Raw genomic sequence first — 23,145 nt, 5'->3', positions numbered from 1 at the left:
GGCAGAAGATGGACCGCGACGTGCTCGAGGGCCTGCCGCTCGCGCCACCGCTCAAGGGCCATCCGCCCAGCCCCGCCGAACCCTTCGTGCCGGCGGAACGCGGCGTGACGGGCAAGCGGGCGGACGAGTCGATCGCCCCGCTCGTCGCGTCGGTGTCGGCGGACGCGCTGCGCGACACCGTGGAGGCACTGGCGAACTTCCCGACGCGGCACACCTTCTCGCCGTTCATCGGACCGGCCGCCGACGAGGTCGTGGACCGGCTGTCGGCGGCGGGATACCCGGAGGTGACCAGACGCACCTGGACCAACGCCGGTCACAGCGCCGACAACGTGATCTGCACCAAGCCCGGCACAGCGGCCGACGGGCCCGTCATCATCCTGTGCGCCCACTACGACTGCCGCATGCAGGACCCGGACGACGCCGCGGCCCGAGCGCCGGGCGCGGACGACAACGCCAGCGGGGTGGCCGCGACCCTCGAGATCGCCCGCCTGCTCGCCCCGGTCGCCCTGGACGGCACGGTCCAATTCGTGGCCTTCTCCGGCGAGGAGCAGGGATTGTGGGGCGCCACGGCGTACGCGGCGGCGCTCCAGGCCGCGGGGGCCTCGGTCTGCCGGGTGGTGAACCTGGACATGGTGGGCAGACCTCCGGCGGACGGCACCGTGACGGTGGAGCGCGACCTGGGGAACGCCGTGCCGGGCAACGACGCCGCCTCGCACGCCTTCGGCGCGGTCATGGCGCAGGCGGCGGCGGACCACACGGCGCTGCCGGTGCGCCTCGGCCCCATCTTCGCCAGTGACTACATGCCGTTCGAAGCGCGGGGAGACGTGGCGATCGGCGCGTACGAAGGGGAGGGGAACCCGCACTACCACCGGACCTCCGACGCTCCTGACACGCTCGACTACGGCTATCTCGCCGACATCACGAGGTTCACCCTGGCGACCGTACTCACCGAAGCCCTCCCTGACTGAGCACCTGCGAGCAATCTAGCCGACGAAATTGTTGACAATCTTGTTTGGCTAGATTTAGGTTCGACAGGCACTCACTCAGGGAGGGCAACGCATGCCGACTCAAGCCCGTCCGAGCACCGGAGAGCAGGCCAAGCAGCACGCGCTCGCGCAGCTGCGGCAGGCGATCCTGCACGGCGAGATGGCACCGGCGCAGCGGCTGGTGGAGAACGAACTCGCCGAGCAGTTCGGTGTGACGAGGGCCAGCATCCGGGCGGCACTGATCGATCTGGAGGCCCAGGGACTGGTCGAGCGGATCCGTAACCGCGGTTCGCGGGTGCGGGTGGTGAGCGTGGAGGAAGCGGTCGCCATCACCGAGTGCCGCATGGCCCTGGAAGGGCTGTGCGCGGCGAAGGCGGCCGTGGCGGCGAGTGACGAGCAACTGGCCGAACTGACCGCCCTCGGCACGGCGATGACCAAGGCCGTGGCCGACGGCGAGCCGGTCACCTACTCGGACCTCAACCACGAACTGCACGCCCGTGTCCGGGAGTTCTCCGGCCAGCGGACGGCCGTGGAGCTGCTGGAGCGGCTCAACGCCCAACTGGTGCGCCACCGCTTCCAGTTGGCACTACGGCCCGGGCGCCCCCAGCAATCCCTGAACGAGCACCTGGACATGATCGAGACGATCAGGGCCAGGGACCCGCAGGCGGCCGAGGCGGCCGTCCGCGCCCACCTCGGCAGTGTGATCGAGGCGCTGCGCGACTGACACACGCGCGAGGCGGGCGCGCCCTGTCCAGCAAGGAGACGCAGCATGGCCCACGGCAACGCGCCCGCCCCCTCCCCACCACGGTCCACCCTCGTCGTCACCGCGCACGCGGGTGACTTCGTGTGGCGGGCGGGCGGCGCCATCGCCCTGGCCGCCTCCCGGGGCGAGAAGGTCACCATCGCCTGCCTGACCTTCGGCGAGCGCGGCGAGTCCGCCAAGGCCTGGCGCGAGGGGAAGAAGCTGGAGGAGATCAAGGCGATACGCCGCGAGGAGGCCGAGCGGGCCGCCGCCGTCCTCAGCGCCGAGGTCCGCTTCTTCGACGCCGGTGACTACCCGCTCCTCGTCACCCCCGAGCTGACCGACCGACTCGTCGCGCTCTACCGGGACATCCAGCCCGACATCGTGCTCACCCACCCGGCGGACGACCCGTACAACGGTGACCACCCGGCCGCCCACCGCATGGCCCTGGAGGCCCGGATCCTCGCCCAGGCCATCGGCTACCCGGGCGAGGGCGACATCATCGGCGCCCCGCCGGTCTTCTGCTTCGAACCGCACCAGCCGGAGATGAGCGGCTTCCGGCCCGAGGTGCTGCTCGACATCACCGAGGTCTGGGAGACCAAGCGCGAGGCCATGGAGTGCCTCGCCGCCCAGCGGCACCTGTGGGACTACTACACCGACCTCGCCGTCCGCCGCGGCGTCCAGCTCAAGCGCAACGCGGGCCCCAACCTCGGCCTGCCGCACCAGACCCTGGCCGAGGCCTACATGCGCCCCTACCCGCAGATCGCGAAGGAGCTGGCATGAGCGGCGTCATCGTCACCGGCCCGCCCAGGGCCCACCCCGAGGACGTCGAGGCCCTCGCCGGGTACGGCGTCGCCACCGTGCACGAGGCCATGGGCCGCACCGGACTGCTCGGCCCGGGCCTGCGCCCCGTCCAGCGGGACACCCGGATCGCGGGCACCGCCGTCACGGTGCTCAGCTGGCCCGGCGACAACCTCATGATCCACGCCGCCGTGGAGCAGTGCGGCCCGGGCGACGTCCTGGTGGTGACCACCACCTCGCCCTCCACCGACGGCATGTTCGGCGAACTGTTCGCCACCGCTCTGCTCCAGCGGGGTGTACGCGGCCTGGTCATCAACGCCGGCATCCGCGACACCGCCGAACTGCGCGCCCTGGGCTTCCCCGCCTGGGCCGCCGCCGTCTGTGCCCAGGGCACCGTCAAGGCCACCGGCGGTTCGGTCAACGTCCCTGTCGTGATCCGCGGCCAGGTGATCCGCCCCGGCGACGTGGTCCTCGCCGACGACGACGGCGTCGTGGTCGTCCCCCGCGAGCTGGCCCGGCGCACGGCCGAGGCCTCCGAGGCCCGCGAGCGTAAGGAGGCCGCCACCCGCGCTGCCTTCCTCGACGGCCAACTGGGCCTGGACCGCTACGGGTTGCGCGAGCAGCTCGCGCGGCTCGGCGTGACGTACACGTCCTACGAGGACCATCTGCGGTCCGGGGAGCGGCCGTGACCGTGCGCTGCATGCTGATGCGCGGCGGCACCTCCAAGGGCGCCTACTTCCTCGCCGAGGACCTGCCCGCCGGCCCGGACGCCCGCGACGCGCTCCTGCCGCGCGTCATGGGCGGCCCCGACGCACGGCAGATCGACGGCCTGGGCGGCGGGCACCCGCTCACCAGCAAGGTCGCCGTGGTGTCGCCCTCCACCGACCCGCGCGCCGACGTCGACTACCTGTTCCTCCAAGTGGCCGTCGACCGACCGGAAGTGAGTGACCGCCAGAACTGCGGAAACATCCTGGCCGGTGTGGGCCCCTTCGCCGTCGAACGCGGGCTGGTCCCGGCGGGGGAGGAGCGGACCGTCGTCCGTATCCGCATGGTCAACTCGGGCGCCCTCGCGACGGCGGCCTTCGCCACCCCGGGCGGCCGGGTGGACTACACGGGGGACACCGAGATCGCCGGCGTCCCCGGCACCGCCGCCCCCGTGACCCTCGAATTCCCGCCCGGCGACGGCGTGTTGCTCCCCACTGGCAACACCCGGGACGACATCGACGGCATCCGCGTCACCTGCGTGGACAACGGCATGCCGACCGTGCTGATGGCGGCCGCCTCCCTCGACGTCACCGGCTACGAGACCCCCGCGGACCTGGAAGAGAACACGGCACTCACCGACCGGCTGCACGCGATCCGGCTGAAGGCGGGCCGGCTCATGGGGCTCGGCGACGTGGCGGACACGACCGTACCCAAACTGACCCTGCTGGCCCCGCCCCGCGACGGCGGCGCGGTCACCACCCGCACCTTCATCCCCGTACGCTGCCACCCCTCGATCGGCGTGCTCGGCGCGGCCGGTGTCGCCGCCGGACTGCGCGTCAGGGGCGGCGTCGGCGCGGACCTCGCCCACCTGCCCGCCGGAAGCGACCGGGTGCGCCTCGAACACCCCACCGGCTTCCTGGACATCGAGTGCGCGGTCGGCACCGACACCGCGGGCAGGCCCGTGGCCCGCCGTACGGCCGTGGTGCGCACCGCCCGCAAGATCTTCGACGGCACGGTGTTCCCCGCCCCGGCTCATCCCCTCAAGGATTCCCGATGACGACCCCACCTCTGGGCGACATCGCCCACATCGGCCACACCCAGCTCTTCACCCCCGACCTGGACGCCAGCGTCGCCTTCTTCACCGACTACCTGGGCCTCACCGTCAGCGGCCAGGAGGGCGGCAAGGTCCACCTGCGGACCTACGACGACTACGAGCACCACAGCCTGGTCCTCACCGCCCGGGACCGGCCGGGCCTCGGCCGGCTCGCCCTGCGCACGTCCAGCGAGGAGGCGCTGCACCGCCGCGTGCGTGCGGTCGAGGAGGCCGGCGGCACCGGCCACTGGACCGAGGACGAACCAGGCCTCGGCAAGCTCTACGTCACCACCGACCCGGACGGCCACGAACACGCCCTGTACTGGGAGAGCGAGTACTACCGGGCTCCCGACGAGCTGAAACCCGCGCTGAAGAACCAGCCGCAGGCCAAGCCCAACCGCGGGGTCGGCGTGCGGCGGCTGGACCACGTCAACTTCCTCGCCGCCGACGTGCTCGCGAACGCCGAGTTCCAGCAACACGTCCTCGGTGCCCGGCCGACCGAGCAGATCCGGCTCGACTCCGGCCGGATCGCGGCCCGTTGGCTCACCTTCACCGACAAGTCCTATGACGTCGTCTACACCGAGGACCGGACCGGCTCGACGGGGCGACTGCACCACATCGCCTTCGCCACCGACACCCGCGAGGACATCCTGCGCGCCGCCGATCTCGCCATCGACACCGGCGTGTTCATCGAGACGGGCCCGCACAAGCACGCCATCCAGCAGACGTTCTTCCTGTACGTCTACGAGCCCGGCGGCAACCGCGTCGAACTGTGCAACCCGCTCACCCGCCTGGTGCTGGCCCCCGACTGGCCGCTGATCACCTGGACCGAGGCGGAGCGCGCCAAGGGCCAGGCCTGGGGGCTGAAGACTATCGAGTCCTTCCACACGCACGGGACACCGCCGATCGCCTGAGGGAACAGACTCCACACGAGAGGTAGACCAACGATGCCCTCTTCCCCCTCCCTGACCATGCGCGGCGGCAGACTCGCCCTCCTGGTCGTGGCCCTGTGCTGGCTGGCCGTCCTCTTCGACGGCCTGGACATGTTCATCTACGGCTCGGTACTGCCCCACATGCTGGCGGAGCGGGCCCTCGGCATCACGCCGGACCAGGCCGGAGACCTCGGCAGTTACGCCACCTTCGGCATGCTGGTCGGCGCCCTCACCGCGGGCACGGTCGCCGACCGGATCGGCCGCAAGAAGCTGATGGTCGGCTGCGTCGCCCTCTTCTCACTGGCCTCCGGCCTGTGCGCGATGGCAAACGGCATCGCGGTGTTCGGCCTCGGCCGCACCCTGGCCGGCGTCGGCCTCGGCGGCCTGCTGCCCACCGCGATCAGCATGGTCTCCGACTACGCCCCGCGCGGCCGCGGCGCCCTCACCATCGGCCTGCTGATGACGGCCCACCACGCCGGCGGCATCCTTTCCGCCTACGTGGCCCTGTGGGTCGTCGAGCCGCTCGGCTGGCGTGCCGCCTTCTGGGTCTGCGTCGCCCCGCTGCTCTTCGTACCGGTGCTCGCGAAGTCCCTGCCCGAGTCGCTCGGCTTCCTGCTCGCCAAGGGCCACACGGAGGAGGCGCACGCACTGGCGAGCCGCTACGCCGTCGAACTCCCCCCGGCGAAGGCGGGAGACGGCACACCCGCCCCCTCCCGCTGGGCCTCTCTGGCCCACCTGTTCCGCGGCGGCGAGTGGATCCAGACCCTGCTCTACTGGATCGCGTCCTTCGGCGGCCTGCTCCTCGTCTACGGCGTCGCCACCTGGCTGCCCACCCTGATGCGCGGCGAGGGCTACGAACTCGGCTCTGCCCTCACCTTCGTCGTCCTGTTCAACCTCGGCGGCATCGTCGGCATGCTGGTGGCGGGCCGCGCCTCCGACTGGTTCGGTGCCCCGCGCATCTCGGCGATCTGGTTCGCGCTGACCGCCGTCGGCGTCTTCCTGCTCAGCATCCGGATGCCGCTCGCGCTGACCTTTACGGTCGTCTTCCTCACCGGCGTCTTCCTCAACAGCGCCCAGACCATGATCTATGCGACCGTCTCCATCCGCTCGGCCCCTCAGAGCCGCGCCACCGCCGTGGGCTGGACCTCCGGCATGGGCCGCTTCGGCGCCGTCTTCGGGCCGTGGCTCGGCGGCCAGCTGCTCGCCGCGAACAAGGGCGACTGGGGCTTCATCGCCTTCGCGCTGGCGGGCCTGTCCTCCATGGTCTTCATCGGCCTGGCCGCGATACGCGGTGCGCGCCGGCCGGCCGGGGACGGCACGGGCCGGGCGCTGATCGGCGCGCACTGACCATGTTGACGGACATCGGCCAATAAGGGGCACATGGCCTCTGTCTCAACCCGTATGCCCTGGTAGGGAGTTACCGTCGACTTAGCGTATTGTTTGCGGCATATGCCCGGGAGTTGAGCTCCCCAGGGCGCGCGATCGCGCAGGCGAAGGGGGACCACGACGTGGACGAGACGCGGCACCGACCCGTCCGGCGTACCGGACTGATCGGGGGTGCCGTCCCGGCACTCCTGGCCGTCGCGGCCTGCGCCGGACACGCGACCAAGGCGGAGATCCCCTGGTGGGCCGTCCTCGCCGTCGCCGTCTCGACCGCGGGCCTCGCCGGGCGGACCGGGGCCCAGGTCGGCCGCGGCCCCCGGGATGAGCCCCTGGATCTCAGTGAGGCCCGAGGGCCGCGAGGCTGAGCCCCCTCCCCGGGTGCGGTAGGGTTGACCTGCGTGATCACGCGGTTCACCCCGCGCGAGACGCATCGGGACGTGGCGCAGCTTGGTAGCGCACTTGACTGGGGGTCAAGGGGTCGCAGGTTCAAATCCTGTCGTCCCGACTCGTAAGAGTCGCAGATGAGGGCCGATTTCGGAGGCATCCGGAACCGGCCCTTGATCATTCTTCCCGCTGGGGCCTGGTAAGACAGTCGCCGTGACGTACTACGGGGACCTGACGCCCTACACATACGACAGAGACAACGGAGATGCGTCGGCATCCGGCCTCTGGCAGGGCGTCCCGGTGCTGAATGTGGGCTGGCTCAGCCGGGGCGAGCGGTACACGAACGGTTCCGCGCCGCCAGGCCTGGCCGAAAGGCTGAAGACCATGGCCGGCACCCACCGGGCCCAACAGACCCGAGGCTTTCATCTCTGCCCCTGGTGCACCCCAGGTCTGCATGACGGGTTCCTCGATGGGCCTCAGGGGAGTGCTGAGATACGGGTGATGGGACGCGGCGTCGCATACGCCGCGCCTGAGCTGATCGCTCACTATGTTGAAGCCCACGGCTACCTGCCGCCGGCTGACTTCGTCGCCGCGGTGCTGTCCTTCGAGGGAACTGAGACGGCCTGAGTGCCTGCCTGCTCGGAGTCCGACGAGGCACGCGGCGGCGTTGACGAGAGCCACCCTCGCCGAGGAGGGCGTGTGTCGCTGCGGAGGTGTGCTGACGGCGGGGCGGCGGTGGAGCGGTAGGGGCAAGGGCGCTCGAAACCCTGCCGCGTCGGATTGGCCGGACCCGCCCATCTTTCACTTTCGGTGTTCATTCGGTTGCACTGCGCTACGGAGTGTTCCTCGCCTGTCCGGGCGGCCCAGGTGCGGCCGGCATGGGGGCGGACCGCACCCCAGGAACGACCTTCCATGCATCGCCTCCTGACCCGACCGTTCCTCTCGGGTTCACCTGGACGGTCGATTCGGTGCGATATGTCCTTGATCTTGCGTTACGTGGTCCTTAGTGTTCGCCGGGAGGGAAACGTTGCGAGGTCCGAGTCCGTGCCACTGTCCAGGAGTGAGGTGTGGAGCGCGTGCACGCGAGGGGACGTCCCAGAGGGACGCGATGGCTGCGGGCGTTCGCCGTACTGCCGTTGCTGGCGTCCGTGCTCGCCGCTTGTGGCAGTGACGAGGGCTCCGGCACGCCCACCCTCAACTGGTACAACTTCCCGGACGACTCCGGTGCCCTCCAGAAGGCGGCCGACCGGTGCGGCCAGGCCTCGGGCGGCCGCTACCGGATCAGCTACAACAAGCTTCCGCGCGCCGCGGACGGCCAGCGCCAGCAGATGGTCCGCAGGCTCGCCGCCGAGGACGACTCGCTCGACATCCTGGGCCTGGACGTCACCTGGGCGGCGGAGTTCGCCGAGGCGCGCTGGATCCGGGAATGGACGGGGGCGGCGAAGCGGCAGGCCGTCGAGGGCACCCTGCGTGTACCGCTGCAGACCTCGACCTGGAAGGGCAAGCTGTACGCCGTCCCGTACAACACCAACACTCAGCTCCTGTGGTACCGCAAGGACCTGGTGCCCACCCCGCCCCGGACCTGGGCCGAGATGCTGGACATGGCCGAGGCCCTCGCCCGGCAGGGCAAGCCGCACTTCGTGGAGATCCAGGGCGCCCAGTACGAGGGCCTGACCGTCTGGTTCAACTCACTGATCAACAGCGCGGGCGGTTCCATCCTCAACGCGAGCGCGACCGAGCCCTCCCTCGGCCCTCCTGCCGTGCGGGCCGCCGGGATCATGCGCGATCTGGCGAAGTCCCCGGCCGCGGACCCCTCCCTGCCCAATCAGATGGAGGATCAGAACCGCCTTGCCATGGAGTCGGGGGTGGCGGCATTCGAGATCAACTACCCGTTCGTCTATCCGTCGATGAAGGCGAACAACCCCGAGCTGTTCAAGAACTTCCGCTGGGCGCCGTACCCCCGGGTCGACGCGAACCGCCCGGCACGGCCCACCATCGGCGGCATCGACCTGGCGGTGAGCGCCTACTCGCGCTACCCCGACCTGGCCTTCGAGGCGGCGCTGTGCCTGCGCAACCGGGAGAACCAGCTCACCGCCGCGCTCGAGGGCGGTCTGCCGCCCACGTTGCGCGCCCTCTACGACGAGCCCGCGTTCATGAAGGAGTACCCCTTCTCCAAGGACGTGCTGGCCGCCCTGGAGTCGGCGAGCGTCCGTCCGATCACCCCGGTCTACCAGAACGTGTCGATCGCGGTCTCCCACACGCTGTCTCCGCCGTCCGCGATCAAACCGGAGAGCTCCGTCGACACCATCAGGGAGCAGATCGACGATGCCCTGCGATCCGAGGGTGTGATCCCGTGAACCAGCACGAACAGGAGGCGCCGGACCGGGCGGCGCTCTCGGCGGGCGCCAGACAGGAGCGGCGGCTCGGCTGGCTGCTCTGCGCGCCCGCCGTCGTCGTCATGATCGCCGTGACCGCCTACCCCATCGGGTACGCCATTTATCTGTCCCTCCAGCGGTACGACCTGCGCTTTCCGGGACAGGCGGACTTCGTGGGCCTGAGCAACTACGGGGCGGTGCTGTCCTCCCCGTTCTGGTGGGACGCGTTCTGGGTCACGCTGTTCATCACCGCCGTGTCAGTGGCGATCGAGCTCATCCTCGGAATGGGGCTCGCCCTGGTGATGCACCGCACGATCTTCTGGCGCGGCGTCGTCCGCACGTCGGTCCTCATCCCGTACGGGATCGTCACCGTGGTCGCGGCCTTCTCCTGGCAGTACGCCTGGACCCCGGACCTCGGATACCTCGCCGGGTTGCTGCCCAGCGGGGAGGCTCCGCTGACCGAGCAGTGGCCCGCCCTCTGGCTGATCATCCTCGCCGAGGTGTGGAAGACGACGCCGTTCATGGCCCTGCTGCTGCTCGCGGGCCTCGCGCTGGTCCCCGAGGAGACCCTGAGGGCGGCCATGGTGGACGGTGCCACCGCCTGGCAGCGGTTCACCAAGATCATGCTGCCGCTGATGAAGCCGGCCATCCTGGTGGCACTGCTCTTCCGCACCCTGGACGCGTTCCGGATCTTCGACAACATCTACATCCTGACCGCCGGCGCCCAGGGGACCGGCTCGCTGTCGATCCTCGGGTACGACAACCTGTTCACCGCACTCAACCTGGGCATCGGGTCGGCGATCTCGGTCCTGATCTTCATCTGCGTCGGGATCATCGCCTTCACCTTCGTCAAACTCTTCGGCACCGCCGCACCCGGCGCGGAGGTGAAGCGCTGATGGCCGCGGCGGGAAAGACACATGCCGCCCGATGGGGTGTCCTGAACGTGGTGGTGGTGCTGTACGCCCTGTTCCCGGTGTGGTGGATCGCCGCGCTGTCGTTCAAGGACCCCGCCACCCTCACGGACGGCGACTACATCCCCAGGGACTGGACCTGGGAGAACTACCGGGGCATCTTCGAGACCTCCGAGTTCACCCGCGCGCTGATCAACTCGATCGGTATCGCCCTGATCGCCACGGTGATCGCGGTGGCACTGGGCACCATGGCCGCCTACGCGGTGGCCCGGCTGCGGTTCCCCGGCAAGCGGGTACTCATCGGCATGTCACTGCTGATCGCCATGTTCCCGCCGATCTCCCTGGTGTCACCGCTGTTCAACATCGAGCGGATCATCGGGATCTTCGACACCTGGATCGGGCTGATCATCCCGTACATGACCTTCTCGCTGCCGCTCGCGATCTACACCCTGTCGGCGTTCTTCCGGGAGATCCCCTGGGATCTGGAGAAGGCCGCCAAGGTCGACGGGGCGACGCCCGCGCAGGCCTTTCGGCTGGTCATCGCGCCGCTGGCCGCGCCCGGCGTGTTCACCACGGCCATTCTCGTGTTCATCTTCTGCTGGAACGACTTCCTGTTCGCGATCTCGCTGACGTCCACCGAGTCCGCGCGCACCGTGCCGGCCGCGATCGCGTTCTTCACCGGGAGTTCCCAGTTCCAGCAGCCCACCGGGTCGATCGCCGCCGCCGCTGTGGTCATCACCATCCCGATCATCGTTTTCGTCCTGCTCTTCCAGCGGCGGATCGTCGCCGGACTGACCTCCGGGGCAGTCAAGGGCTGAACGGGGAAGGCAAGGAGGCACCACCCATGGCCGAGATCATCCTCGAGGGAGTCACCAAGCGCTTTCCCGACGGGTCCCTCGCCGTGAAGGACGTGGACCTCGACATCGCCGACGGCGAGTTCGTGATCCTGGTCGGTCCGTCCGGCTGCGGCAAGTCCACCACCCTGAACATGATCGCCGGACTCGAGGACATCACCGAGGGCACCCTGCGCATCGGAGACCGGGTCGTCAACGACCTGGCTCCCAAGGAACGCGACGTCGCCATGGTGTTCCAGAGCTACGCCCTGTATCCGCACATGAACGTCCGGGAGAACATGGGCTTCCCGCTGCGCCTGGCCAAGGTGGACAAGGCCACCATCGACGCCAAGGTGACGGATGCCGCCCGCGTTCTCGACCTGACCGAGCACCTGGACCGCAAGCCCGCCAACCTCTCGGGCGGTCAGCGCCAGCGGGTGGCCATGGGGCGGGCGATCGTCCGTGATCCCAAGGCGTTCCTGATGGACGAGCCGCTGTCCAACCTGGACGCCAAGCTCCGGGTACAGATGCGCACCCAGATCTCCCGGCTGCAGCGGAGCCTCGGCACGACCACCGTGTACGTCACCCACGACCAGACCGAGGCGATGACGCTGGGCGACCGCGTCGTGGTCATGAGACAGGGCCTGGTCCAGCAGATCGGCACACCGGCCGAGCTGTACGACCTGCCGCGCAACATCTTCGTCGCGGGGTTCATCGGCTCCCCGGCGATGAACTTCCTGAACGCCACTCTGGAGGGCGGTGCCCTGCGCTCGCCCCTGGGCGACCTGACCCTCGACGACCGTACGAGACAGTCGCTGGAACGACAGAACGCGCCCCGCGAGGTCATCGTCGGGCTGCGACCGGAGGCATTCGAGGACGTGGCCCTGTCATATGACCGGGACCGGAGGGGCCCGGTCTTCACCGCCACCGTGGAGGTACTGGAGTCGCTGGGCTCCGATGCGTATGTCTACTTCGCCGCGGAGGGCGGGCCCGCGAAGACCGCCGAGCTGGAGGAACTCGCCAGGGAGTCGGGCCTGCGCGACACCGGCGCCGACACCAGTCACCTCGTGGCCCGCCTGGACGCCGCCACGCGTGCCCGCGAGGGAGAACCGGTAGAGCTGCGCGTCGACATGGCCAAGGCTCATGTGTTCGATCCGGCGACCGGAGCCAACCTCACGCATCCGGTTCGGGCGGACTGACCAGGCACCGCCCACCCGCCACCGTGACGTAGGCCACCCATGTGCATGCGCATCGCGTGTGTTTGCCGTAGCGACGGCTGGAAAGGCGCTCTGTGATCACCGGATGTGACAATCCGGTGGATAGTGACCAAGAAGCACGAAAGAGGAGGTTCGATGTCCTCGAAGCGACGTCGCAAGAAGAAGGCCCGCCGCAAGAACGGCGCGAACCACGGCAGCCGTCCGCAGTCCTGAGGAAGTCCTGCGGGTACGCCGATGCATCGGGTGGGTGGCACGTGCCACCCACCCGACTGCGTTCGCGGGCACGCTACGAGCAGGCTCCGTCAGATCAGCAGCGCCTCCGGCACGCCGTTCCTCCGTACCCACTCCGCCCGGTGCTCCGCCGCCAGGGCCAGCCCCCGGCGCCGGGCCTCGGCCGGTACGGGCAGGCGGCACACGCCGTCGAGGGTGTTCAGCATCGTCCGGGCGAAGTGCCGCCCCAGGGGCGTGAGGCGGCCGGAGGTCAGCAGGACCTCCGTGGCCTCCCGGGCGCCCGTGCGCCAGCGGACGAACTGGGCCTCGGCCCGGGGCGAGTTCCCGCTCTTCACCCCTGGGGTGGATCCACGGAGCCGGGGCCGGTGCGCCCCGCGTCCGCCCCCGGCGAGGCCCTCGAGGGCACCGCGTCCGTCGACCGTGCGCCCCCGCCCCGGCCGTGAACCAGGACATGGCGTGGTCGAGGACGTCACCCACCCCCATGGGCGACGTCCTCGACCGCTCCCCCGGTGCCGGACTGTGGCTCAGGTGTCCGCGCGGCGCGTCGGTGCTGTCACCAGCACATCACCGCCGTCTCGCCGGAACCCCAGGCGGAGTACAGGCGTACGCGGACGTGGTAGCGGCGGCCCTTGACGAGCCGGGCGCTGATCGTGGCGTTCTGCGCGGTCCCTCCGTCGTCCTGCCCGGCGAGGTAACGGGGCTCCCCGTCCCGCTCCTCGAAGACCACGACGACGGCGTCGCTGTCGCCGAAGGTGCCCAGCGTGTAGGTGCGGGTCTCCGGCGGGTCGACGACGAAGTCGGCCTGTTCGCCCGGGCCGAGACCGAGCGGGGCCGAGCGGAACGGCACCAGTTCGGACGGTCCATGGGGGTCCCCCCGGTCGAGCCCTTTCGAGACGGGGGGAGGGTTCGCCGGCGGGTACCAGCGGAGCACGAACTCCTTGTCGGCGGCGGACAGGGTGCCGGGCGGGTTGAGACCCGCGCGGTACTGCTCCGGCTCCAGGACCAGCCCCGACGAGAACGGGTACTCCATGATCGACTGCGGGTCCCAGACGGAGCCGTTGACCTCGTCCGGGTCGAGCTTGCGCAGAATGTTGTAGTGCGTCCTCTCCCGGCTCCAGTGGTGGGGCGGGCCCGCCAGTTCGGCGTACACCGCCTCGTCGTCCCAGTGGATGCCGGCGAACGGGCTCTGGTGCTCGTGCAGCATGCCGAGCGCGTGCCCGATCTCGTGCAGGGCCGTCCCGCGCTCCCCGGGCGCGGTCAGGTCCCAGCCGAAGTTCATGGTGCGCTCGTGGCGGCCGGCCAGGAGCGCGTCCCGGCCCACGGCCGACCAGGAGCCGTCGCCGAGCTGGAACCCGATGCGCAGCTCGGCCTCCGAGCGGTCGTCGACCTCGGCGAAGGAGATCCCGCCGCCGAGGTCCTGCCACTCCTGGAAGCACGCGCGCACCACGTCCCGCTGTTCCTCGGCGCCGGCCCACGACACGCGTCGCGTCATCCCCCTCCCCGGCACGGGGATGACGGACGCGTCGGTGTCGCCGTCGAAGAACCAGTAGTGCAGAACGGTGCCGTTGACCCACATCCGCCGCCCGCTCGCCAGCGCGCTCAGCCGCTCGGCCGCCAGCCCCGGTGCGAAGGCGGGCGCCGGCGCCTGAGCCAGCGAGCAGTAGCGTGCGGTCATGGCCACAGCCTGCCCCGCGGGCCGCCCCGGGCGCCTGAGTCGAGGGCTACTCAAGTCGCCCTGTATCAGAAGTGAGTAGCAGCGCTCATGTCTGTGTGACGACTTACGAGCGGGACGCGACACCCCTGGAGCTGCCCTGGCCGTTCGCCGGGCGGGAGGACGAACTGGAGCTGGTCCGCAGGACCCTGACCGGCGGACGCCGCGGCATCGTGGTGACGGGCCCGGCGGGCTGCGGCAAGACCCGCCTCGTCACCGAGGCGGTCCGCGGCACCGACTGCGCCCGGGCGGCCGGTACGCCCGAGAGCCGCGCCCTTCCCTTCGCCGCGTTCGCCCATCTGCTGCCCGAGACGGTCACCCTGCACCGCGCGGTCCGGCTCCTGGCAGGCGTACGGACGTTGGTCGTGGACGACGCACACCTCCTCGACGACGCCTCCGCCGCCCTGGTCCACCAACTCGCCGTACAGGGCCGCACCCGTCTGCTGGTCGTCGCCACGGACGGTGCCCCGGTGCCCGGCGCGATCTCCCGGCTGTGGGCCGGGGAGCTGCTGCCGCGCCTCGCCCTGGAGCCGCCGGCCGAGGAGGAGATCGCACAGCTCCTCACGGCCGGCGCCGGTCCTCTCGACCCGCTCACCGCCGGCCGGCTGCGCCGACTGAGCCAGGGCGATCTACGGCTGCTGCGCGACCTGCTGGGCGCGGTGCGCGGGCGCCTCACCCACGTCCCGGGCACCGACGAACGCGCGTGGCGGGGCCCGGTGCCGCTGACCACGGCCGTGCGGGAGCGCACCGCCCCCGTCCTCGACCGCGCCTGCCCCCGCGAACGCGAGACCCTGGACCGCCTCGCCTTCGCCGAACCCCTGCCGCTGCAACTGGACGACGCGGACATCGGGGCCCTGGAAGTACTGGAGTGCGACGGCCTGATCCGCGTCGACGACGCGGGCACCGTCCGCCTCGCGCACCCCCTGCACGGCCCGGTGCTCAGGGCCGCGGCCGGCCGGCTGCGGGCGCGCCGGCTGGCCCGGACACCGGACGTGTACGCCGCCGCCCTCGACGCCGAGTCGGCCGCACTGGCGCACGGGATCGAGCAAGCGGACGTACGGGCCGTGCCCACGCCGGTGGGGGAGTGGCTGGTCGCCGAGGGCGGCACGCTGCCGTGCGGATACGCCGCCGTACGCGCCCGGTTCGCCCGGCTGCGCGGGGAGTTGCGGGAAGCGGCGGCCTGGGCGCGAGAGGGGCTGCGCGGCACGCCCTCGGACGCGTCGTGCCAGGACGAACTCGACCTCGCCTGCGCCCAGTCGGGAGAGCCCACCGTGGACGTCCGGGGTGACCTCGACACCGTCCTCGCTGATCTCGCCGACCCCTACGACGCCGTGCGCCTCGGCGCCCCCGAGAAGGTCATCGACCGGCTCACCGGCGTCTTCGCCCGGCACGCCGACGCGCTCACCCGCGCCGACGGCCCGGCCCTGGACGAGGTGGCCGAGGAGTTGGAGCGGCGCGGCTTCACGCTGTTCGCCGCCGAGGCGCACGCCCAGGCCGTGGGGGCTCACCGCGATCCGCGTGCCGCCCGGCACTCCCGCACCCGGGCCGTGGCCCTGGCCCGGCGCTGCCAGGGCGCCCGCACGCCGGCGCTGTCCGGGCTGGTCCTCGGCGAACTCACCGCCCGGCAGCGGCAGATCGTCACCCTCGCGGCGGCGGGTCTGAGCAACCGGCAGATCGCCGAACGCCTCACCCTGTCGATCCGCACCGTCGGCAACCACCTGTACAGCGCCTACGCCCGGCTCGGCGCGAACGACCGCGGCGCCCTGCCATGGCTGACCGAAGTGCCGGAGGCCCAACCGGCCTGAGTCACCCGGAGACCGGCGGCCTGAGTCACCCGGAGACCGGCGGCCTGACCCGCACAGGGGACGGGTCAGGCCGCCTTTCAGCCCGCCCGCGAGCCCCGCCCTCAGCCCGCCCGCGAGCCCCGCCCTCAGGCCGCCCCGAACGCCGAGAACGCCCACCCCGTGGCCTGGTGCAGCGCGTCGCCCGGCAGGGCGGACCGGGCGTCGCGCAGTGCCTCCGCCAGGGACAGTCCGGCGTCGAGGCCCTTGTGCAGCGCCAGCATCAGCGGCACCACAGCGGCGTCGTTGACGGGCGCGCTGCACGCCACCACCCCGGCCGTGCCCAGCGGCAGCAACGCGGTGACCAGGCCGAGCAGTTCGTCGGCGCCGACGGAGGCGAGGCGGGCGGTGTCGCAGCAGGACAGGATGATCCGGTACGGGCTGCGGTCCAGCCGCTCGAAGTCGTGCACGACGATCGGCCCGTCGGCCATCCGCAGGGACGAGAACAGCGGGCTGTCCGCGCGGAACGTGCCGTGCGCGGCGATATGGGCCAGCGCGGCCCCGTCCAGCTCCTCCAGCACCCGCGGCACGCGCGCCTCGCCGTCCTCCAGGACCGTCGCGCAGCCGTACCGCCCGGCCAGTTCGGGCACCTCGGCCCCGCCGGTCGCCAGGCCTGGGCCGCGCACCAGCACATGGCAGCCGTCCGGCGGCGGCGCGGTCTCCTTGGCACGCAGCCAACTCCCCGCCGACGGCGACACGCTGAGCACCCGCTCCCGCAGCGACGGCAGCAGCGCCCACGGCACCCGGTGCAGCCGCCCCGGCGGCACGACCACCACCGGGCCGCCGCCCAGCTGCGCCGCCGCCGGGCCGAGCAGCAGCTCCTCCAGCCGGCGCCCGGCAGCCTCCACCACCGGAAGGCGCGCCTCGGCCCCGGGATGGGCCAGCCGCCGCAGCCCGGCCTGTACGTGCTCGGCCTCCGTCTCCGCCTCGGCCAGCAGCCCGGCCTCGAACCTGCGCACCCGCCCCTGCCCGCAGAGCAGCACCTGCACCCGCCCGTCGAGCACGGCGAGCTCCACCAGCCGTACCTCGTCGCCCAGCCGCTCCAGCAGCCTGCCGACGTCGAAGCGGTCCCCGTCCCCGGGCGCCTCGCCCCGGATGTGCAGGGTCCGGGAGCGGATCTCCCGCTCCAGGCGCCGCTGTTCACGCTCCAGCGCCACAACCGGCCGCCCCTCCATCCGGGCGGCCTCCGCACGGGAGGCGATCTCGCGGAACGCGGTCATACCGCTGAGCAGTTCCGGATCGGCGGGTGGCCGGGTCGGCGCCGTGGACAGCACGGTGGCCCGCCAGCGCTCGCTCCACACCAGCAGCCGCCGCGGCCCGCCCGAGACCAGACTGGCCCGCTGGGCGAGCGCGGCCAGCTCCGCGCCCTGCTCGGTGGCGCGCGCCCTGAGCTCCGAGGCGCCCAGCGTCATCCGGTGGTCGTCCAGCACGTCCAGACCCCGCCGGCAGGCCTCCAGCACCCCCCGGGCCGACCCGGCGGACCGCGCCCGCAGCGCCTGCGCCGCCCAGCCCGTCATCCGCGCCAGCGGCGGACCGCCGCGCCTGCTGCGGGCGGCGACGGCCAGATGCCGCTCCGCGTCCGCGGTCCAGCCCAGGCCCAGCGCGATCCGGCCCGCCAGCAGCGACGCCTCCGGCGCGGCCGGCGCCCCGAACGAGGCCAGCTTCTCCGCCACCGCGGCGGCGTCGGCGACCAGCCGGCCCGACCCGCGCCCGGCCGCGTGCCGCGCCTCGATCAGCACCAGCCGGGCGTGCGTCTCCCACCAGGTGCGCCGCTGCCCGGCGAACAGCCGTACCGCGAGGGCGGCACGGGCGATCGCGGTGTGCGGATCCCCGGCCAGCCGGGCGGCCCGCGCGGCGGCCAGCAGCAGCTCCGCCTTGCGCGTGGACTGCCCGCCGATCCCGTCGAGTTTGCTGATCGCCGCGTCCGCCTCGGCCAGCGCCTCGGGCGCCAGCCCGGCCGCCATCAGCACCTCGCAGCGCCGGATGTTCAGCATGAACGTCGGCGTGCCGAGCCGGGCGTACCGCTCCTCCGCCTCGTCGAGCAGCCGCAGCGCCACCGGCACGTCACCGGACCGGAACGCGGCGAGCCCCCGGCTCTCCACCGCGTCGGCCTTGTCGTGCTCCTGGCCGGTCGTGTCCCACAGCGCCTCGGCCGCGGTGAAGTCCGCCTCGGCCCGCTCCACCGACCCCAGCGCCAGATGCACGGTCGCCCGCAGGGTCAGCGCCCGCGCCGTCCAGATCACGTCCTCCGCCTGCCGCAGCACGGGAACCGCGCGGCGTACGTCCTCCAGCGCCTCACGATGCCGGCCGAGCACCCACCACACGTACGCCCGCCGGTACAGCACCCGCGCCCGCGTGTGCCCGCCGCCCCGCGCGACCCCCCGCTCGAACGCCGCCAGGCCCTCCCGGGTACGCCCGGCGTGCACCAGCGCCACGCCCAGCGTGGCCAGCACATCCGCCTCCCGGTCGGCCGAGTCCGCGCGCGCCGCGAAGTCCCGGGCGCGCCGCAGATGGTTCAGCGCGAGCCGCAGATCGCCGAAGTCCCGCTGCCAGATACCGATCACCTGATGGGCGACGGAGGCGTGCACCGGGTCGGGATCGGCGTCGAGCAGCGCCCGAGCCCTCGCGAGAGCCTCGCCCGGATCGGCGAACACCATCGGCAGCAGTGCCGCCACCGAGTCGCTTCCCGCTGTCACTCCTCGGATGGTAGTGGCCCCCGACCACACCCCACAGGTTCGGCGCTGTATCAAATGACTGCCAGGCGGCTCATGTCGAGGAGGATCGGCGCGTACCGAGGACCGTTCCGCCGCACCGACCGACGCCGTCGCCCAGTGGGAGGACCCGCCATGGCACCTCAGCGATTCCACGAGCAGTTCGACCAGATCCAGCGCTCGATGCCGGACGTCCCCCTCGCGATGGGGCCGGACGACTCGGCCGAGTTCATGTACGAGAAGGGCGTCGTCCTCGTCCGCGACGGCGAGGAGGCAGGCATCGTCGAGGACACCGTACGGGCGCACTTCACGGCCGCACCCGACCTCGACCAGGACCAGATCCGCCGGGCAGGCCCGCGGACCAACCGCAGCGGCATCACCCGAATCCGCGTCGGCGACCCCGGTGAGGGCGGCCGGGAAGCAGACCGTGCCGTCGCCCAGGCGCTGCGGTCCGTGCGCGAACGGGAGGACCGGGCCGGGCACCGGATGGCCGCCCGCAACCATGTCGTCCACATCGCGGTCAACGCCTGCCCCGGCGACGAACCGGTCCCCGTCCCGCTCAGCGAGCCGCTCAACCCGGCGCCCGCCGACACGGCCTACGACCCGGACACCGCCGTCGGCGTCCTCGTGGTCGACACCGGGCTGATGAAGGACTACCGCTCCTGCGGCCTGCTCTCCCACACCGGCGGCGACGCCCAGGTCCAGGAGTGTGACGACCAGGGCATCCTCCAGCAGTACGTCGGCCACGGCACGTTCATCGCCGGGCTCGTCGCCGCCGTCGCGCCCAACACCGACATCACCGTGCGCGGGAGCCTCAACGACGCGGGCGCCATCCTGGAGTCCGAGTTCGGCGAGAAGCTCTTCGAGGCGGTCGACGCAGGCGGCTGGCCCGACGTCCTCAGCCTCTCCGCCGGAACCTCCAACGGCCGCACCGACGGCCTGCTCGGCGTGGAGAACTTCATGCGGGAACTGCGCGAGCAGCGCACCCTGCTGGTCGCCGCGGCGGGCAACAACGGCAGCGCCTCTCCCTTCTGGCCCGCCGCCTACGCCGACCTGCCCGGATGGGAGGACTCCGTGCTGTCCGTCGGCGCCCTGCGCAGCGACGGCGAGTTCGGCGCCTGCTTCACCAACCACGGCCCCTGGGTGCGGGTCTACGCCCCCGGCGAGCGCCTCACCAGCGCCCTCACCGGCTTCGAGGCACCCGTCCCGTACGTGTACCAGCACTCCACGTACGACGCCTGCCGCTACGGCTTCCGCTACGGGTGCACCTGCCGGCACCCCCGCCACACCGGAGTGCTGAGCGACGAGAACGCCGCCGCGAAGCCGGACCAGGTGATGTTCGAGGGGTACGCGCAGTGGAGCGGCACCTCCTTCGCCACCCCCGTGACCGCGGGCATGGTCGCCGCCCATATGACGGCGCACAAGGAGACCGACCCGCGAGCGGCCCGGCAGCAGCTGCTCGCCGCCAACACCGGGCTCGCCGAAGTGCGCGGGGCGCACGTTCCCGCGCTGCGTCCGCCCACCTGGCGCCCGGTCCCGGTCATGCGCCTGGTCCCCGGCTCGTGAGGACCGAAGCCGCCCCCTCCACGGCGTACCATGACCTGCCGTACTCGAGGGGTGGGGCTGCCGTGGACCGTACTGATGCCGGCGCGCTCGTCCAGGCCGCCGCCGACGGCGACGCGGCGGCCTGGAAGGCGCTTGTGGAGGGGCTGAGCCCTCTGGTGTGGTCCGTGGTGAGGGCCCACCGGCTCTCCGACGCGGACGCCCATGAGGTGTATCAGACCGCGTGGTTCCGCTTCGCCCAGCACCTCGGGCGGATCCGTGAACCCGGCAAGGCGGGCGCGTGGCTGGCGAGCACGGCGCGCAACGAGTGCCTGAAGGTCATCCGGAGTTCGCAGCGGCTGACCTTCACGGACGATCCACAGCTCCTGGACCGGGTCAGCGAGGAGGGCACGCCGGAACAGTCGCTGCTCGACTCCGAGGAGGCCGCCGCCCAGAGCGAACGCGTACGGCGGCTGTGGCAGGAGTTCGAGGAACTGGGCGAGCGGTGCAGGCAGTTGCTGCGCGTGCTGATGGCCACGCCACCGCCCAGCTATCAGGACGTCTCCGCCGCGCTCGGCATCGCGGTGGGCAGCATCGGGCCGTTGCGTCAGCGCTGTCTGCGGCGTCTGCGGGCCCGGCTCGAGGCACGGGGGGCGATATGAGCGACTTGAACGACGACGACCTGATCGGCGAAGAGGACTGGACGGGCGAGGAGTTCGACGCCGGGCTGCTGGAGGAGGAACTGCGGCAGGCCGCCGCCGTCCTGGACCCCTTGCCTGCGGAACTCCAGCAGATCGCCGTCGACGCGTACGCGCTACACGACCTCGACGCCCGGGTCGCCGAGCTGACCTTCGACTCGCTGGTCGACGCCCTCCCGGTCCGGGGCGTCACCGACGCGCCCCGGATGCTGACCTTCCGGGCGGGCGAGGTAACCGTCGACGTCGAGGTGACCCCACAGGGACTCCTGGGCCAGGTGCTGCCACCGCAACCGGCCCGGATCGAGGTCCTGGGCGGCCCCCGCCCCGGCTCCCCGCTCACGGCCGACGACCTGGGCCGCTTCACCGGCGACACACCACTCTCCGGCCCGTTCGCGCTACGGCTGCGGACCGGCGGGGATGTCGTGGTGACGGAGTGGCTGCGGGCTTAGCCCTCTGGTTGGGGGCGCGCTTGGGTGACTGGCCGCTGGGCGCGCTTGAGGGACGGGGTGCTGGGCGTCTGCTCGGCCCGGCCGGGTCCGGCGGACGGGGCCGAGTCGCGAGCTGCTGGGGCGGACCGGCCGGAGTGCGGTGGTGACGGAGTGGCTGCTCGCCGGAGAAGGCAAGCCGGGACCCGGGGGCTCAGGTCAGCGGCCGCCCGGATGTGGCCCACCTGGCGAGCGTGCCGGCCACCGGGGCGAGCCCAGGTGCGATGCAGCACTGCAGGGCGCCTGCCCGAGGCGTCGGATGGTCGGCGCGCGCGGTCACCAGGTGCACGGCAGTGTCCGCGGCCCCCGGATCATCGTTCTGCGCCGCCACTCGACCTGGTCGGCTGGGACCGCGAGCCGCAGGTCCGGGAGCCGGTTCAGCAGGGTGTCGAGCAGGAGTTCGGTCTGGAGGCGGGCCAGGACGGCGCCGGTGCAGTAGTGCGGGCCGTTGCCGAGGGCCAGGTGCGGGTTCGGGGCGCGGCCGGGGTCGATCCGGTCCGGCTCGGGGAAGACGTCCGGGTCGCGGTTGGCCGCGAGGTAGGAGACGTACACCGGGTCGCCCGCGTGGATGCGGTGTCCGTGCAGGTCGACGTCCTCCAGGGCGATCCGCGCCAGGCCCACGGAGCTGCGGTGGGGGATGAAGCGCAGCAGCTCGTCCAGCAGCGCGTCGCGGGCCTCGGGCCGCTCGTGCCACCACTGCCGCAACTCGGGCCGGGTGAGCAGCAGACAGAGCATCTGCCCGCAGTTGTGGGTGACGGCCTCGCCGCCGATCTGGAGCGGACCGGCGAGGCCGATCGCCTCCGTCTCGCTGATGTCGCCACGCGCCACGGCGGCGCCCAGCAGGGAGTACACGTCCTCGCCGGTGCTGTCCGCGCGGGAGCGGATCGTCTCCGTGATCCATCCGTACAGACCGCTCTTGGCCCGGTCGGCGGCCTCGGCCCCGCCCGAGGTGGAGATGATCTGCCGGGTCCAGGTGTGCACCCGTTCCCGGTCGGCGTCGGGTACGCCCATCACCTCGCTGACCAGGGCGATCGGGAACGGTTCGAGCACCCGCTCGATCAGCTCGGCCGGCGGCCCGTCCCGTACGACCCCTTCCACCAGCTCGTCGAGCATCTCCTGCGCGCGTGGCCGCAGCCGCTTCATCGCGCTGACGGTGAAGGCCCCGGCGACCGCCTTGCGCAGCCGGTTGTGGTCGGGCTGGTCGGCGAAGGCCAGCGAACCGGGCCGCGGCTTGAAGTGCGGAGCCATCCGCGTCACTTGACGTCCGGTCACCTCCGCGCGGCTGAACCGCGGATCGTTGGTGATCAGCTTCACGTCGTCGTGGCGGGTTGCCAGCCATGCCCATCCCTCGCCGAACGGCAGCCGGATCCGGGTCAGCGGCCCCTCGCGCATCAGCTCCGCGAGGACCGGGTCGAAGTCCGTCCCGTCCAGGTCGAGGGCGGGCCAGTCCCGTACCGGGGGCGGTTCCTGGCCGGTCAGAGTGGTGGTCTCCTCCGTCATGCACCCCACCCTCGCCGGGCCCCCGCCGCTTGTCGCGCGGGAGTGCTCCAGCCGGTGACGTCCG

Annotated in this window: 22 protein-coding genes and 1 tRNA gene; 19 read left to right on the top strand and 4 right to left on the bottom strand. The window is 72.0% G+C overall.

The window, feature by feature from the left end; genetic code table 11:
- Window positions 1-8 precede the first annotated feature (8 nt).
- The 15 genes from ACZ58V_RS09370 (at window position 9) to ACZ58V_RS09300 (ending at window position 12,575) form a co-directional block, all read left to right on the top strand.
- A complete protein-coding gene (locus ACZ58V_RS09370) occupies window positions 9-968 on the top strand; it encodes a M28 family metallopeptidase (RefSeq protein ID WP_468184691.1) in 960 nt (319 codons plus the stop codon).
- Between the two features lie 91 nt (window positions 969-1,059).
- A complete protein-coding gene (locus ACZ58V_RS09365) occupies window positions 1,060-1,710 on the top strand; it encodes a GntR family transcriptional regulator (RefSeq protein WP_471289246.1) in 651 nt (216 codons plus the stop codon).
- Window positions 1,711-1,755: 45 nt separating this feature from the next.
- A complete protein-coding gene (locus ACZ58V_RS09360) occupies window positions 1,756-2,511 on the top strand; it encodes a PIG-L deacetylase family protein (protein WP_468184696.1) in 756 nt (251 codons plus the stop codon).
- Window positions 2,508-3,218 carry a 4-carboxy-4-hydroxy-2-oxoadipate aldolase/oxaloacetate decarboxylase gene (locus ACZ58V_RS09355; protein ID WP_468184699.1) on the top strand — a complete coding sequence of 237 codons (711 nt, stop codon included), beginning with the start codon at window positions 2,508-2,510 and terminating at the stop codon, window positions 3,216-3,218. The genes ACZ58V_RS09360 and ACZ58V_RS09355 overlap by 4 nt, the downstream gene beginning before the upstream one ends.
- A gap of 11 nt (window positions 3,219-3,229) precedes the next feature.
- Window positions 3,230-4,291 carry a 4-oxalomesaconate tautomerase gene (locus ACZ58V_RS09350; protein ID WP_468186128.1) on the top strand — a complete coding sequence of 354 codons (1,062 nt, stop codon included), beginning with the start codon at window positions 3,230-3,232 and terminating at the stop codon, window positions 4,289-4,291.
- The gene (locus tag ACZ58V_RS09345) at window positions 4,288-5,241 is read left to right on the top strand and encodes a VOC family protein (protein WP_471289243.1); all 954 of its coding nucleotides are present in this window, start codon (window positions 4,288-4,290) and stop codon (window positions 5,239-5,241) included. Before ACZ58V_RS09350 ends, ACZ58V_RS09345 begins: the two co-directional genes overlap by 4 nt.
- A 33-nt stretch (window positions 5,242-5,274) precedes the next feature.
- Complete coding sequence (locus tag ACZ58V_RS09340) at window positions 5,275-6,606, top strand: MFS transporter (protein ID WP_471289241.1); 1,332 nt, start codon at window positions 5,275-5,277, stop codon at window positions 6,604-6,606.
- A gap of 113 nt (window positions 6,607-6,719) precedes the next feature.
- The gene (locus ACZ58V_RS09335; protein WP_471289239.1) at window positions 6,720-7,007 is read left to right on the top strand and encodes a hypothetical protein; all 288 of its coding nucleotides are present in this window, start codon (window positions 6,720-6,722) and stop codon (window positions 7,005-7,007) included.
- A 66-nt stretch (window positions 7,008-7,073) separates the two neighbouring features.
- Window positions 7,074-7,147: transfer RNA gene (locus tag ACZ58V_RS09330), tRNA-Pro, on the top strand.
- Window positions 7,148-7,239: 92 nt separating this feature from the next.
- On the top strand, window positions 7,240-7,653 hold the full coding sequence (locus ACZ58V_RS09325) for a DUF7919 family protein (protein ID WP_468184709.1): 414 nt from the start codon (window positions 7,240-7,242) through the stop codon (window positions 7,651-7,653).
- A gap of 440 nt (window positions 7,654-8,093) precedes the next feature.
- Window positions 8,094-9,383 (top strand): ABC transporter substrate-binding protein, encoded by a 1,290-nt coding sequence (locus ACZ58V_RS09320; protein ID WP_468184712.1) that lies wholly within the window; start codon window positions 8,094-8,096, stop codon window positions 9,381-9,383.
- Window positions 9,380-10,297 carry a carbohydrate ABC transporter permease gene (locus ACZ58V_RS09315; RefSeq protein WP_468184714.1) on the top strand — a complete coding sequence of 306 codons (918 nt, stop codon included), beginning with the start codon at window positions 9,380-9,382 and terminating at the stop codon, window positions 10,295-10,297. Before ACZ58V_RS09320 ends, ACZ58V_RS09315 begins: the two co-directional genes overlap by 4 nt.
- The gene (locus ACZ58V_RS09310; protein ID WP_468184717.1) at window positions 10,297-11,130 is read left to right on the top strand and encodes a carbohydrate ABC transporter permease; all 834 of its coding nucleotides are present in this window, start codon (window positions 10,297-10,299) and stop codon (window positions 11,128-11,130) included. Before ACZ58V_RS09315 ends, ACZ58V_RS09310 begins: the two co-directional genes overlap by 1 nt.
- A 26-nt stretch (window positions 11,131-11,156) precedes the next feature.
- Window positions 11,157-12,344, top strand: coding sequence for an ABC transporter ATP-binding protein (locus ACZ58V_RS09305; protein WP_468184719.1), 1,188 nt, complete (start codon window positions 11,157-11,159; stop codon window positions 12,342-12,344).
- Window positions 12,345-12,497: 153 nt separating this feature from the next.
- Complete coding sequence (locus ACZ58V_RS09300; protein ID WP_370443954.1) at window positions 12,498-12,575, top strand: 50S ribosomal protein bL37; 78 nt, start codon at window positions 12,498-12,500, stop codon at window positions 12,573-12,575.
- 89 nt (window positions 12,576-12,664) lie between these two features.
- Here ACZ58V_RS09300 and ACZ58V_RS09295 read toward each other — a convergent pair whose 3' ends face one another.
- Together ACZ58V_RS09295 and absR1 are read right to left on the bottom strand one after the other, a co-directional pair.
- Window positions 12,665-12,928, bottom strand: coding sequence for a hypothetical protein (locus ACZ58V_RS09295; RefSeq protein ID WP_468184722.1), 264 nt, complete (start codon window positions 12,926-12,928; stop codon window positions 12,665-12,667).
- Between the two features lie 218 nt (window positions 12,929-13,146).
- The gene (gene absR1, locus ACZ58V_RS09290) at window positions 13,147-14,268 is read right to left on the bottom strand and encodes a beta-glucuronidase AbsR1 (protein WP_471289233.1); all 1,122 of its coding nucleotides are present in this window, start codon (window positions 14,266-14,268) and stop codon (window positions 13,147-13,149) included.
- Window positions 14,269-14,363: 95 nt separating this feature from the next.
- Between absR1 and ACZ58V_RS09285 the strand changes: the two genes are divergently transcribed.
- Window positions 14,364-16,109 carry a LuxR family transcriptional regulator AbsR2 gene (locus ACZ58V_RS09285; protein ID WP_471289230.1) on the top strand — a complete coding sequence of 582 codons (1,746 nt, stop codon included), beginning with the start codon at window positions 14,364-14,366 and terminating at the stop codon, window positions 16,107-16,109.
- 125 nt (window positions 16,110-16,234) lie between these two features.
- Here ACZ58V_RS09285 and ACZ58V_RS09280 read toward each other — a convergent pair whose 3' ends face one another.
- Window positions 16,235-18,802, bottom strand: coding sequence for a CHAT domain-containing protein (locus tag ACZ58V_RS09280; protein ID WP_471289937.1), 2,568 nt, complete (start codon window positions 18,800-18,802; stop codon window positions 16,235-16,237).
- Between the two features lie 189 nt (window positions 18,803-18,991).
- On the opposite strand from ACZ58V_RS09280, the gene ACZ58V_RS09275 reads away from it, so the two are divergent.
- From ACZ58V_RS09275 to ACZ58V_RS09265, 3 genes are all read left to right on the top strand, one after another.
- Window positions 18,992-20,422 carry a S8/S53 family peptidase gene (locus ACZ58V_RS09275; RefSeq protein WP_468184728.1) on the top strand — a complete coding sequence of 477 codons (1,431 nt, stop codon included), beginning with the start codon at window positions 18,992-18,994 and terminating at the stop codon, window positions 20,420-20,422.
- A gap of 62 nt (window positions 20,423-20,484) precedes the next feature.
- Window positions 20,485-21,060: an RNA polymerase sigma factor gene (locus tag ACZ58V_RS09270; RefSeq protein WP_468184731.1), complete on the top strand. Its 576-nt coding sequence runs from the start codon at window positions 20,485-20,487 to the stop codon at window positions 21,058-21,060.
- A complete protein-coding gene (locus tag ACZ58V_RS09265; protein WP_468184733.1) occupies window positions 21,057-21,545 on the top strand; it encodes a hypothetical protein in 489 nt (162 codons plus the stop codon). Before ACZ58V_RS09270 ends, ACZ58V_RS09265 begins: the two co-directional genes overlap by 4 nt.
- Window positions 21,546-21,857: 312 nt before the next feature.
- Here the strand turns inward: ACZ58V_RS09265 and ACZ58V_RS09260 are convergent, their stop codons facing one another.
- Window positions 21,858-23,081, bottom strand: a complete 1,224-nt coding sequence (locus ACZ58V_RS09260; protein ID WP_471289226.1) for a cytochrome P450 — start codon at window positions 23,079-23,081, stop codon at window positions 21,858-21,860.
- Window positions 23,082-23,145 lie beyond the last annotated feature (64 nt).

The sequence above is a fragment of the Streptomyces sp. NPDC040589 genome (genome assembly GCF_055594445.1).
This window is presented reverse-complemented; position numbering and strand designations above follow the sequence as displayed.

Coding starts and splice junctions, on each gene's coding strand:
- ACZ58V_RS09370 (WP_468184691.1), top strand. CDS start 9: ATGGACCGCGACGTGCTCGAGGGCCTGCCGCTCGCGCCACCGCTCAAG.
- ACZ58V_RS09365 (WP_471289246.1), top strand. CDS start 1,060: ATGCCGACTCAAGCCCGTCCGAGCACCGGAGAGCAGGCCAAGCAGCAC.
- ACZ58V_RS09360 (WP_468184696.1), top strand. CDS start 1,756: ATGGCCCACGGCAACGCGCCCGCCCCCTCCCCACCACGGTCCACCCTC.
- ACZ58V_RS09355 (WP_468184699.1), top strand. CDS start 2,508: ATGAGCGGCGTCATCGTCACCGGCCCGCCCAGGGCCCACCCCGAGGAC.
- ACZ58V_RS09350 (WP_468186128.1), top strand. CDS start 3,230: ATGCTGATGCGCGGCGGCACCTCCAAGGGCGCCTACTTCCTCGCCGAG.
- ACZ58V_RS09345 (WP_471289243.1), top strand. CDS start 4,288: ATGACGACCCCACCTCTGGGCGACATCGCCCACATCGGCCACACCCAG.
- ACZ58V_RS09340 (WP_471289241.1), top strand. CDS start 5,275: ATGCCCTCTTCCCCCTCCCTGACCATGCGCGGCGGCAGACTCGCCCTC.
- ACZ58V_RS09310 (WP_468184717.1), top strand. CDS start 10,297: ATGGCCGCGGCGGGAAAGACACATGCCGCCCGATGGGGTGTCCTGAAC.
- ACZ58V_RS09305 (WP_468184719.1), top strand. CDS start 11,157: ATGGCCGAGATCATCCTCGAGGGAGTCACCAAGCGCTTTCCCGACGGG.
- ACZ58V_RS09300 (WP_370443954.1), top strand. CDS start 12,498: ATGTCCTCGAAGCGACGTCGCAAGAAGAAGGCCCGCCGCAAGAACGGC.
- absR1 (WP_471289233.1), bottom strand. CDS start 14,268: ATGACCGCACGCTACTGCTCGCTGGCTCAGGCGCCGGCGCCCGCCTTC.
- ACZ58V_RS09280 (WP_471289937.1), bottom strand. CDS start 18,802: ATGGTGTTCGCCGATCCGGGCGAGGCTCTCGCGAGGGCTCGGGCGCTG.
- ACZ58V_RS09275 (WP_468184728.1), top strand. CDS start 18,992: ATGGCACCTCAGCGATTCCACGAGCAGTTCGACCAGATCCAGCGCTCG.
- ACZ58V_RS09265 (WP_468184733.1), top strand. CDS start 21,057: ATGAGCGACTTGAACGACGACGACCTGATCGGCGAAGAGGACTGGACG.
- ACZ58V_RS09260 (WP_471289226.1), bottom strand. CDS start 23,081: ATGACGGAGGAGACCACCACTCTGACCGGCCAGGAACCGCCCCCGGTA.